Source organism: Pannus brasiliensis CCIBt3594 (genome assembly GCF_036688125.1).
Taxonomy (GTDB): Bacteria; Cyanobacteriota; Cyanobacteriia; order Cyanobacteriales; family Microcystaceae; genus Pannus; species Pannus brasiliensis.
Genome location: NZ_JBAFSM010000025.1, coordinates 18,789 through 30,536, shown reverse-complemented (window position 1 = coordinate 30,536; position 11,748 = coordinate 18,789). Strand labels below are relative to the sequence as shown.

11 protein-coding genes and 1 pseudogene are annotated in these 11,748 nt (G+C 53.2%); 3 read left to right on the top strand and 9 right to left on the bottom strand.

Annotation, left to right across the window (positions count from 1 at the left end):
- Positions 1-86: 86 nt before the first annotated feature.
- Positions 87-2,720, bottom strand: coding sequence for an alanine--tRNA ligase (gene alaS / locus V0288_RS13885; protein WP_332865711.1), 2,634 nt, complete (start codon positions 2,718-2,720; stop codon positions 87-89).
- A 542-nt stretch (positions 2,721-3,262) separates the two neighbouring features.
- Between alaS and V0288_RS13880 the strand changes: the two genes are divergently transcribed.
- The gene (locus tag V0288_RS13880; protein WP_332865710.1) at positions 3,263-4,039 is read left to right on the top strand and encodes a PEP-CTERM sorting domain-containing protein; all 777 of its coding nucleotides are present in this window, start codon (positions 3,263-3,265) and stop codon (positions 4,037-4,039) included.
- Positions 4,040-4,171: 132 nt separating this feature from the next.
- On the opposite strand, the pseudogene V0288_RS13875 reads toward V0288_RS13880, so the two are convergent.
- From V0288_RS13875 to V0288_RS13855, 5 genes and pseudogenes are all read right to left on the bottom strand, one after another.
- A pseudogene (locus tag V0288_RS13875) lies at positions 4,172-4,426 on the bottom strand (Rpn family recombination-promoting nuclease/putative transposase); the annotation flags it as partial.
- Positions 4,427-4,614: 188 nt separating this feature from the next.
- The gene (locus tag V0288_RS13870; RefSeq protein ID WP_332865708.1) at positions 4,615-5,274 is read right to left on the bottom strand and encodes a TVP38/TMEM64 family protein; all 660 of its coding nucleotides are present in this window, start codon (positions 5,272-5,274) and stop codon (positions 4,615-4,617) included.
- Positions 5,274-6,611, bottom strand: a complete 1,338-nt coding sequence (locus V0288_RS13865; RefSeq protein WP_332865707.1) for an FAD-binding oxidoreductase — start codon at positions 6,609-6,611, stop codon at positions 5,274-5,276. The genes V0288_RS13870 and V0288_RS13865 overlap by 1 nt, the downstream gene beginning before the upstream one ends.
- Before the next feature lie 91 nt (positions 6,612-6,702).
- Complete coding sequence (locus V0288_RS13860; RefSeq protein WP_332865706.1) at positions 6,703-6,822, bottom strand: photosystem II protein Y; 120 nt, start codon at positions 6,820-6,822, stop codon at positions 6,703-6,705.
- Positions 6,823-7,079: 257 nt separating this feature from the next.
- Positions 7,080-7,628, bottom strand: a complete 549-nt coding sequence (locus tag V0288_RS13855) for a gamma carbonic anhydrase family protein (RefSeq protein WP_332865705.1) — start codon at positions 7,626-7,628, stop codon at positions 7,080-7,082.
- Positions 7,629-7,737: 109 nt separating this feature from the next.
- Here V0288_RS13855 and V0288_RS13850 point away from each other — a divergent pair, with 109 nt between their 5' ends.
- Together V0288_RS13850 and V0288_RS13845 are read left to right on the top strand one after the other, a co-directional pair.
- The gene (locus tag V0288_RS13850; RefSeq protein WP_332865704.1) at positions 7,738-8,250 is read left to right on the top strand and encodes a TIGR02652 family protein; all 513 of its coding nucleotides are present in this window, start codon (positions 7,738-7,740) and stop codon (positions 8,248-8,250) included.
- A gap of 6 nt (positions 8,251-8,256) precedes the next feature.
- Positions 8,257-8,706, top strand: coding sequence for a VOC family protein (locus V0288_RS13845; protein ID WP_332865703.1), 450 nt, complete (start codon positions 8,257-8,259; stop codon positions 8,704-8,706).
- A 94-nt stretch (positions 8,707-8,800) separates the two neighbouring features.
- Here the strand turns inward: V0288_RS13845 and V0288_RS13840 are convergent, their stop codons facing one another.
- The 3 genes from V0288_RS13840 to V0288_RS13830 all read right to left on the bottom strand — a co-directional run bounded on the left by V0288_RS13840 (position 8,801) and on the right by V0288_RS13830 (position 11,574).
- Positions 8,801-9,514, bottom strand: coding sequence for a hypothetical protein (locus V0288_RS13840; protein WP_332865702.1), 714 nt, complete (start codon positions 9,512-9,514; stop codon positions 8,801-8,803).
- 167 nt (positions 9,515-9,681) lie between these two features.
- Positions 9,682-11,004 carry a carboxyl-terminal processing protease CtpB gene (gene ctpB / locus V0288_RS13835; protein ID WP_332865701.1) on the bottom strand — a complete coding sequence of 441 codons (1,323 nt, stop codon included), beginning with the start codon at positions 11,002-11,004 and terminating at the stop codon, positions 9,682-9,684.
- Between the two features lie 138 nt (positions 11,005-11,142).
- A complete protein-coding gene (locus tag V0288_RS13830) occupies positions 11,143-11,574 on the bottom strand; it encodes an NUDIX hydrolase (protein WP_332865700.1) in 432 nt (143 codons plus the stop codon).
- Positions 11,575-11,748: the final 174 nt, after the last annotated feature.

The window sequence follows — 11,748 nt, the reverse complement described above, 5'->3', positions numbered from 1 at the left end:
ATCGCGAACAATTCTAGACTGATTATCTTACCTTAATCCTAGCTGATTCCTGTATCGGAGGGTGAGCTTTCGCCCACCCTACGGAATTACTTCAACAGGTCGGATAATTGGGTTTTCGCGCTGGCTAAAGCTTCGGCCAACTTACTCGCGTCGCGGCCGCCGGCTTGCGCGAGATTGGGACGGCCACCGCCGCCGCCGCCGCAGAGTTTGGCGATCGAGCCGATAAATTTCCCGGCCTGTAACCCTTTTTCCTTCACCACCTTCGGACTGAAAGCGGCTACCAGACTGACTTTATTCTCCTCCGGAACCGAGGCTAGAATCACCGCGCCCTCGCCGAGTTTCTGTTGCAGTCGTTCCGCCGCACTCATCAGAGCGTTCGGGTCAACATTGCCCATTTCGGTCACTAGGAGTTGGAAATCGCCTACAGACTCCGCTTTCGTTAACAAACCGTCGGAAAGAGCGATCGCTAGTTCCTGTTTTACCGCGTCTAACTGTTTGCGGGTGTCCTTTAATTCCGACTGTAGCGCGGTGACTCGATCGGGAATTTCCTCCGGTTTCACTTTAAAGCGATCGCACAGATCCCGCACCACTTTCTCGCGTTCGTTGAGGTATTCCAACACCGCAGGGCCGGCGACCGCTTCAATACGGCGGATACCCGACGCGATCCCCGTCTCGGAAATGATTTTAAATAGCCCGATTTCCGCGGTGTTGCGAACGTGAGTACCGCCGCACAATTCCATCGAAACGCTCGGAATATCGATCACCCGCACTTCCGCGCCGTATTTCTCGCCGAACATGGCGATCGCTCCCTTATTTTTCGCCTCATCCAGTGCCATCACGGAAATAAAGGTATCGTGCGCTTCGGCGATCCAGGTGTTGATCGTATCCTCGATCTGTTGCAGTTCCTCCGGCGTGATGGCGCGGGGACAGGTAAAATCGAACCGCAGGCGATCGAACGCCACCAGAGATCCGGCCTGCGCGATCCCCTCATCGACGATTTTTTTCAAAGCGGCTTGAAGTAGGTGCGTGGCGGTATGATTAGCCTGCGCGCGACGACGACAGGCTCGATCGATCTGTGCCGTCACCGTATCCCCTACCGTCACCGTCCCGCGTTCGATCCGTCCGAAATGGATAAAAATCCCGGATTCCTTCTTCACGTCCTCGACGCGGATGACCAGATCTTCCCCCGTTAAATAGCCTTTATCGCCGATCTGTCCGCCAGATTCCGCGTAAAACGGGGTTTTATCGAGCGCGATCTGTACTTCCGTCCCTGCGGTCGCGCTGTCTACCGTTTTCCCGTTGACTAACACGATCGTCACCGTCGCGGGCGCTTGAGTTTCGCTGTAACCGAGAAATTCCGTCGGGTGAATATGTTCCGCGAGCGTATCGAGGCTCCCCTGTACGGTCAAATCTATGGTCTCGTGGGCGGCTTTCGATCGCTCCTGCTGTTTTTTCATTTCCGCCTCGAAACCGACCGTATCGACGCTTAAACCCTGTTCCTCGGCGATTTCCTGAGTGAGTTCGAGGGGGAATCCGTAGGTATCGTAGAGGGTGAAGGCATCGACCCCGGAAATCTGTTTTTTCTCTTTTTGCAGGATCGATTCGAGGAGTTTTTCGCCACGTTCGAGGGTTTCGAGGAATCGGGCTTCTTCCCGTTGCAATTCTCCTTTAATTACCGTTTCTCTCGCTCTCACATTGGGATATACTTTTTCCGAGAGTTCGATCGCCACTTCCGCGACCTTCTCGATAAACGCGCCCTCGATGCCCACCAAGCGGCCGTGACGCACCACGCGACGGATGAGACGGCGTAAAACGTACCCCCGATCGGTATTGGAGGCCGCGATACCGTCCGCGATCATGTGAACGACGGAGCGAACGTGATCGCCGATCACTTTTAAGGAAACTTTTGTTTTCTCGTCGGCTTTTTTGTAAGTAATTCCCGCGATTTCCGCCGCTTTGGTAACGATCGGGAAAATCAGATCGGTCTCGTAATTATTGGGGACTTTTTGCAGGATTTGCGCCATTCTCTCCAATCCCATGCCCGTATCGATGTTTTTGTTGGCTAACGGGGTAAGATTGCCGTCCGCGTCGCGGTTGTACTGCATGAAAACGAGGTTATAGAACTCGATAAACCGGCTATCGTCTTCGAGATCGATTTTCGCGTCGCCGAGTTCGGGATGGAAATCGTAGTAAATTTCCGAACAGGGGCCGCAGGGTCCGGTGGGGCCGGATACCCAGAAATTATCGTCCGCGCCCATGCGCTGGATACGGTGGGCGGGAATGCCGATTTTATCGCGCCAGATAGCGAAAGCCTCGTCATCTTCCTCGAAAACGCTGACGATCAGGCGATTTGGCGGTAATTGGAAGACTTCGGTAGAGAGTTCCCACGCCCAAGCGATCGCCTGTTCTTTAAAATAATCACCGAAACTGAAATTCCCCAACATCTCGAAAAAGGTATGGTGTCGCGCCGTCCGGCCGACATTCTCGATGTCGTTGGTGCGGATACATTTCTGGGAGGTGGTGGCGCGGGGAACTTCCGCTTTTTTCTGTCCCAGGAAGATCGGTTTGAAAGGGAGCATCCCGGCGATCGTCAGCAATACCGTGGGATCTTCGGGGACTAAAGAGGCACTAGGGAGGATTTTATGGTTTCTTTCGGCGAAAAAGTTTAAAAAACGGTCGCGGATCTCGCTTCCGCCGAGGGACGGGACAAGGTTACTCATAAAAATAATGTCGGTTCTTTTCAAACACTGCCTGTTTTACCTATTGTGACATTTTTGCGGGCGAGAGCGAGCGGCGATCGATTCCGGATTCGAGAGATAGAGGATCGATCGAGGGATTCTTAACAGAATCTTAATTGATTGTAACGAGAATTGACGTTTTTTTTACAAAGATTATCTACTATTCTTTTTTTTTTCGAGAACTTGATCGTTAGGTCTGCGAGAATTAGGATGAGTTTGAACACCTCGGATTTGCATCCAAGCAAAAGAAAATAATCGCATCTTTTTAAATTCGATAATGTTGAACGAAATTGAATCGGTCTTTTCGTTTTTTGTTCAATTGAATACTGTGATTCGATGACCGAGAGCTTTCGTGTATAAGGCTTTTACGATTACCTAACCGAGGATACCTTACCCGGTTTATCCTGATTTTCTCGAAAAACGATAGTGCTACTAAATTTTGTCTTCAATATCGTTGAGGTGCGGCTTTTTTCGATTCGGATGCTCGGGGATCGAATGTATATTACCTGCAAGGGATAAAAACCATGAAAACGTTAACCGCGATGAATAGGTTATCTCTGACCGCCACCCGATTGACCCTAGTAGCCGTGGGTACTTGCGGCACGGTGACCGCCGCTCAAGCCGTTGAATTAATTACCAATGGCGGCTTTGAAACCGGAAATTTCACGGGATGGACTGTATCGAGACAACCCGGTAGCAATTCTCCGCAGGGTTTCTTCGCCGCCAGTGGTAATACTACCCCGTTGAGTGGCTTTCTTACGGTCGGGCCGGCCGGTGGCTCTTTTTATGCGGTATCCGACCAGACTGGGCCGGGAGCCTACTCGTTAACCCAGACTTTCACGGTTCCGGGGGCCGCGTCATCGGTCGTGCTTTCCTTTCGTCAGTTTGTCAACGATTGGAGTGGTGTCGGGCCGATCGTGAATCCGGCGGGTTTGGATTTTAATGCTTTCCCGAATCAACACGCGCGGGTAGATATTCTTCGGGCGGGATCGAACCCGTTCTCGACCGCGCCGGCGGATGTGCTGGGGAACTTCTACTTGGGGAACGATCCGCGAGCTTCTAATCCGAACCCTTATACGGCTTATAATTTCGATATTACCAGCTTGGTAGGAGGGGGAGGCAGTTTTATCCTCCGATTCGCGGAAGTGGATAACCAAGGTTTCTTCAATCAAGGGGTCGATAACGTCAGTATTAATTTTACTCCCGCTACTTCTACCGTTCCCGAACCTTCGTCTGTACTGGGCTTATTAGGCTTGGGGACTCTGGGTGTGATTTCATCGGTAAAACGATTCAGAAAATAGCGATCGAGCCGTTAAAAATCCAATTTCAACACTCTAGAAAAAGGCGATCGCCCGGACGATACTCCAAGAGCGATCGCTTTTTTTCGCGAACATGACTCGCGGGTTTTACTTTCGTCGGTCGGTTCTTTTCAATTACTCTCGGGCGACCTGTCGAACTTGTTCCAGGTCAAGAGCCAAAGCCTCCGCGATCTGTTCGACGTTTAAGCCTAACGCCAGCAAACGGGGAATCGATTCCAGTTTCGCCTCTAATTTCCCTTCTTGCCGCCCTCGCTCTAGCCCTTCCCGTTTCGTGGCTTCTTTCCATTCCAGGTAGGTTCGCGATAAGGTTATAAACACCTCTCTATCCTCTTCTTCTAGGATATTTTTGATCTCTACACGAATCCGCCAGAAGTACGTCGTTATACCCGTCAAAATTGCCAGAACCCACTATCTCGTCGTCTCTCATTTTTCTCTCGATCTCTTGAAATGGTTGATAAGAGAGAGGCTTGATCGCTTATCGCTTCATAGGTCTAGTTCTCTCGGGGGTTCGACTCCCTCCGTACTCGCTTCTTCAACCAATACGAAAAGCTCCGGGATTATTTATCCTTCAGGTTCGGGAACTGGCGACGGCGACGGTACCAGGTTCCCACGCCGACCAACGCGGCGATCAGGGTAAAAGCGACCATTAAAGGAAAAATATCACCCTTTCCGAGGGATTTTAACCCGGAACCCATCAGCACGAAGGGTAAGACCCCCGGTACGGTTCCCAAGAAAGTACCGAGGAGGTAATCGCGAAAACGCACCGAGGTTAGCCCCGCGGCGAAGTTAACCAGTCCGTAGGGAATAATCGGCAGGAGACGGATCGCGAACATATAGAAAAGTCCGCCCTGTTGCATCTCCGCGTCGATCGCCTCCCATTTTCCCCGGAATTTGCGCGCGGTGTATTCCCGGCCGATCGTTCGGGTGAAGGCGAACGCGACCACGGCGGCCACCAGCGCGGCGATCGTCGTCCACACCGTCCCCATCCAAACGCCGAATAACGCGCCCCCACTGAGATTCAAGGGAGTCGAGGGAAGGATTAAAATCGTGCCGATCGTGTAGAGGAGAATATAGAGAAGGGGCGCCCAGATGCCCATCCGTCGTAACCACGCCTGTAATTGTTCGGGATCGATGCCCCCGAGAAAATACATCCCGATCGCCGTGGCGACGATACAGACGACGGTTAAAATAATCAGACCGCTTTTTGTTCTCGACACTAAGCTAACTCCCACCAAGCGCGTGTTTTACCGGGGTTCATCAATCCGTAGGGATCGACCTCTTTTTTAAAGGCGAATTGCACGGGATCGATCGTTTTCCGCCCCCCGTCTTCGAGAATATAGGTGTGGGGATTGGCGATACCCGCGCCCCGTTCCTCGTGATAGCGGATAATCTCGTTCAATCGTTCCTCGGTGGTGAACTCGAATAACTGTAAGCCCGCCGGTATTACTGTACCGCCGACCCGCAAAAATTCCAAGTGGAGGGAAATTTCCCCCCGGAAATGGTGGTAGAGTTGTTCGACCCGATCGAGCGTGAAATAAAAGGTTTGTAGGTAGGTGATTTTCGGGTTCACCGCGCGCGCGTGCAGGGTGGTGTGATTCCAGGTAAATTCTAATAAACTCGTTCCTTTCCCGGCTTCCGCCGCGGTTTTAGCGTAGGCGATCTCGCCTCCCCACTCTCGAACCAAATCGTCTAACGCGATTCGATCGAACTCCGACACCAGTACCAGCACCGCGCTTTTTCCCGTCGGTAAATACTCCTGTAGCGGGATGAAATAGGACGGGATCGGCCACTCGTGAACGCTGACCATTTTTTTCCCGATCCCCGGACTATCGCTCAACTCCTGACCGAATCGTGCCGCGGTGAGAAAATCCTCGAAAACGACGATAATTTCCGCCCAAGGATAAGCCGGCGCGAGCGGGATTTCCAATTCGGTGATAATACCGTTAGTTCCGTAAGCGTGGTTGACTTTCTGTACCTCGTCCCCCTTTAGCTCGATAATCCGGGGTTCGTCTTCGAGCGTCACCACCCGTAACGCTTTCACGTTGCCGCGATCGCGTAGCTGTCCGTAGGTAATCGAACCCATACCCACGCTACCGCCCCCGATAAAACCGCCGATCGTCGCCGTGCGGTAGGTAGAGGGAGCCATCCGCAATTCCCACCCGATTTCCCGCGCCTGTTTATCGAAAGCCGCCATTTTCACCCCGGCATCGACCCGCGCGCTTCCCGGCTGAATCCAGTGAATTCGGTTCAGTTTGGTAACGTCGAGAATCACGCCCCCCTCTAGAGGGATACACTGCCCGTAATTTCCCGTCCCCGCGCCGCGAACGGTTAAGGGAACGCGATATTTCACGCAAGCGCGGGCGATCTCGATGATTTCCGCCTCGAATTCGGGACGGATGACTAGATCGCCGCGTTTTTCTGTTAACTGTCTCTCCAAAATGGGGCTGAAATGGTAGTAATCGTGGGAGAGTTTGGCAACTTGAACGGGATCGGTAATGATTTCTAAACCGGAGAGGTCGCGGGTAAGATTTTCGAGCGCGGCGGGAATGGCCATAATGGTCGGTTTTTAGCTTGTATTATAGAGTCCGAAAAATGAAAAACCGATCGCTAGACGGATCGGTTCTCTCAAGAAATATGAATTTTTCTTAACTTTCTCTGGCGAGGAACTGTTGAACTTGTCTGAGGGCGGCGGCTCCGATATTGAACACGGCCCAACTGGCGGCGATGAGCAGGGGGGCCAGCACGACTACAACTCTCCAATCCATAGCTTTACTATCCTCTCGTCGATCGATAAAAATGTTTACTTGGTTCTCATTAAATATTTATAACAGACTTCCGGCAAGATTTCGAGAGGAATTCGGGAGTCAGGAGGCAGGAGTCAGGAGGCAGGAGTCAGGAGAAGAGGGTAAAGAGTAAAGGTGAAGGGACTAAAAGTAATTTTTTCCCTTTTCCCCTTCCCCTTTTCCCCAAAAACTCCCCCATCTCCCCCATCTCCCCCATCTCCCTCACCCCCCTCATCTCCCTACTCTCCCGGACCGAATCCTGTATCCGTCCCCTTTCCGGCGTGGACGAGGGCGAGTTTCGTGTAACGTTTGGCGTGTTCGATCAGATCCTCGGCTTCCGTTTCGCTAACCTCCCGCGCGCGTTTGGCCGGAATCCCCACCACCAAAGAGCGCGGGGGGATGTCCTTGGTGACGATACTGCCCGCGCCGACAATACTGCCCGCGCCGACGCGTACCCCGTCGAGAATCACCGCGCCGATGCCGATTAAACAGCCGCGTTCGATGTGGGCGGCGTGGATCACGGCCCGATGGCCGATGGTGACGTGATCTTCGAGTACCGTAACTTTGCCCGGATCGCCGTGAAGGATCGCCCCGTCCTGAATATTGGTAAAAGCGCCGATCTCGATACGTTCCACGTCCGCGCGCACGACCGCGTTATACCAGACACTCGACCCCTCGCCGAGGGAAACGTGACCCATCACGGTGGCGTTGGGGGCGACGAAGGCCGCTCGATCGATGTCAGGAGTCGGCCAAAAAGAGGAAATAGATCTTAAATTCTCTGGTTGCATGAGCGATCTGCACTACAGTCTAGATAAAAAGCCGTCAAAATCCAATCGATATAATATAGCTAGGACGACCGGCACGTAAAAAGCACTTTTAAAATCGGGTAATTAATCCATGATGAACGCGACAAGTTTACAATATCCTGTTTTCGGTCCGGAAATTCACTGCCCCCACTGTCGGCAATCTATCCCCGCGCTGACGCTGACCGATACCTATCTCTGTCCCCGTCATGGTGCTTTCGAGGCCGATCCCAAAACGGAAGAGTTAGTTCATCTGCAATCCGGTAGACATTGGCGACTGTGGAACGGGGAATGGTATCGACAGCACACCCACCCGGACGGGATTCGGTTCGAGATTCACGAGGCGCTCGATCGTCTCTACACCCAAGGTTTTCGCGCGACGAAGGTGATTATCGCCAACCGCTATCGAGAGTTAGTCAGTTCCTATCTAGAGCGTAATACCCCCTGGCGCGGCGCGAATGACGGACTGGTTCCCCGTCTCTACGGTCTACCGGTAGAATTCAGCCCGGACACATCGGAAGAACCCTGTTGGGAAGTGATTAACTTCGATCTGGAAAAAGAACCGGGGGTTCCCAAGCGTTATCCCTATTTCCGTCTCTTCGATTAAACACCCATGCACCACGCGTCTATCCGCACCGCGAATATCCATCGGGCGATCGCTTTTTACGAGATTCTCGGCTTCACGGTACGGGAACGCTTCACCACGGGCTACACGCTGGCCTGTTGGATGGAGGGAGCGGCCGGACGGATCGAACTGATCGAGATCCCCGAACCGAAACCCGCGCCCGATGCCTTTCATGATGAACATTACGTGGGCTATTACCATCTCTCTTTCGACATAACGGAAACTCACGCCGATCTCTCGACCTGGTTGGCGGAACTGCGGGAGAAATATAACGAGGCGGTCGATCGAGATCCGAATTTGTATCGTCCTCTCTCCGTCCTTTTAGAACCCCAGCAACAGATGATCGGCGAAAATGTCTACGAGGTAGCCTTTATAGCCGATACGGACGGATTACCGTTAGAATTCCTCCGTCGTCTTCCCCGATTCGATCGAGATTAGAAAGTCGAAGGTAAGAGGGGTGGGGAGATGGGGAGTTTTTCGGTAAAAAAAAGATTACTTTTCATCCCTTCCCCTTTCCCCTACACCCTACACTTTAAAACGATTGCCCGACATCTAAAACCTTGGTTGTGCCGCCGCGGGTGAGAATGATCTGTTGACCCCGCACCTCTACCAACGTCCAACCGTTGATAAATTCCCCGGTAGAGACTCGGGTGGTAATTCCTTGATTATCGAAAAGAACGGTGGCCCGATCGCCGAGTTCCATGACTCCCACGAGGGTATATTTCACCGAGTCGTTGGTAGGCACTAGAGGGGCGAGAGCGGGGGGAGACGTTACCGTGGCAGGGGTGGGGACGGCGATCGTGGGAGCGGGAGGCGGGGGAAGGGGAGCGGTGGCGATTTTGACGGGAGCGGTGGGAACGGGAGCGGTGGGAACGGACGCGGCGGGAGCGGGGGAGGGTTGGGAGTAAACGGGAACGTACACTCTCTCGATCACCCTCGGTTGTGGATTACTCGCGGGGGTGATGGGGGGTGGGGGGAGGGAAACGGTGGGAGAGGGCGTTGCGGTAACGGTGGGAGAGGGCGCGGGAGGATTTTTCGCCTGTCGATCGATCAGATCGAGAGAGGATTGTAGATAGGCGATAAATTGTCGATCGGCCGAGGGGATCGCGGCGGTGGCGGGCGCTGACGCGGGCGATCGATGGCGATTCACCAACCAAGCGACCACGAAACCGAGATACAGGCACGCGAGAACGAAAAAAATCTTGTCTAGGGGAATAACTCGACTCTCTCGATAGGCGGATGACATGGCGCGACCCTCGAAATTCCTGCGTATCGATTGTAACACGGCGGGATTTGGCGGGTTTCGCTCGCGGGTCACTGGCACATTTGTCCGGTTCGGGAAAACGCGGGAGAAAGGGAAACCCGATCGAGTCCGGCGAGCCGATCGGGTAGATATCGATTTCCCGATCGGATCTAGGGTTCCGCCCGACTACTTAACGGGTTCGAGATCACGGCGGGACGTTTCGCGCTCGGCGATCGCAGTAAAGATATCGCCTGTTGGTACTGGGGATCGTCCTTCGTTCCCATCAACGAGGGATCGTTCCGCAGTAATAACTGTTGTTCCGCGGTGAGATCGACCGACACGTCCGGCGCGATCCCTTTCTTATAAATATTCTCGCCGTTGGGGGGGTAATAACGGGCGATCGTCACCGCCAATCCCGAACCGTCCGAGAGCGAGTGAACCGATTGCACCGTACTTTTCCCGTAAGTCGAGGTACCCACTAGAGTGGCGCGACCGTTTTCTTTGAGCGCCCCCGCGAGGATCTCGCTGGCGCTGGCGGAATGTTTATTCACCAAAACCACGAGCGGTAGATCGGTGATCGCGGTGTTATTGGCGGTAAACAATCGATCGCCGCCGCGTCGATCGATCGTGCTGACGATCTTGCCCTTTTTCATCCACATCCGGGCGATATCGACACTCGCGAACAGAAGACCGCCGGGATTGCCGCGTAGATCGAGAACGTAACCCTGTACCTGCTGTTGGCTCAATTCCTCGATCGCCTGTTTCATCTGTTCCGCCGCGTGGGAACTGAACTCATCGAGCTTGATATAGCCGATTTTTACCCGATCTTCCTCCTTGAGCGCGTAGCTAACCGAGGGGATCTCGATCTGGGCGCGGGTGAGGGTGACTTCAAAAACGCCCTTTTCCCTACGGTATAATTGAACGCTGAGGTTGGTTCCTACCTCTCCCTTGATTTCTTCCATCACCCGATCGATCGTCATCAACGCCGCCGGTTTGCCGTTGATCCGGACCAGTCGATCGCCCGCTTTCACTCCCGCCTGTCGCGCCGGGGAATTTTTCACCGTATCGACAACGATAATATCGCTGGTTCGTTTATCCAGCGTCAACCGCAGGCCGACCCCCGATAATTCTCCCGAGGTTTGACTGGTGAGAATCGCGAAGTCATTGGGGGCGAGGAAACGCGTGTAGGGATCTCCTAATTCTTCGAGCGCTTCTCGAATCGCGTTGTACGCCTGCGCGGGGTTACTATACTCGCGACTTAATAATTCCTGACGCTTTTTCTGCCAATCGATCTGGTGAAAACTTCGATCGACGAACTCGTTATTGACGATCTGCCAGACTTCATCGATCACCGCTTTCGGATTATTCGCCAGGGGGGTTTCGGCCGTGGCGCGGGGGGTGAAAACGAGGGCGGAGTGAACGGCGAGGGTGACGATCGCCCCTCCGAAGAAAAGTTTCTGACGGGAAACCGAGGATGGACGCGACTGATTCATAGAGAAAAGCCACAAAACATAGATATTCGAGCGAAGCCAGTGGGAAGAGACTAAATTTTCGCGAGAGGAGGACGCGAGAAAGATATCCTCTATGACATTTACCGGAGTTCGGGAGTTCCACGCCGGCCTTATTCTCCACTATACCGTCACTTCCATAAAATCGAGTAAAACCTGTCGGTGAATTTTTCCCAGGACGCGGGTTTCCCCGATCCGTTCCGAATAATAGAATCCGGCGCGGATATCGATCGGGCCGAGCAGGGCTAGATCCTGTCCCTCGCTCTGGATTAGTTCGCTCGTCTCTACCGTCAGCGGAACGTGAAAAATATGCCGGTTTACATTTTCCCCGTCATAACAACGGAATTTCCGGACGGTCGCGGGCCGGTAGTGAATTTCTTCCCATAACTCCCGTTTCAGCGCTTCTTCCGGACTTTCTCCGGGTTCTAAATGTCCCCCGAACAATCCCCAAACACCGGGATAGTGGATCGAGGGGATATCATCGCGCAACTGCATTAAAAAACGTCCGTTTCGTTCCAAGATCGCTAGGGCGACGATTCGGGTCGGTGAACTCATCAGACCTCTTATAGAATTCAAAATTTGTCCTATGGTTCAGGAGTCAGGAGCCGGGAGGGAAAATACCGAATCATTAGCCCGAAAATTCCACTTAAGTACCTCGACACAATTAATTACACATTTTGACAACCCTATTGCCTATTGCCTGTCCCGACTAGGAATTTATTTTGTAGG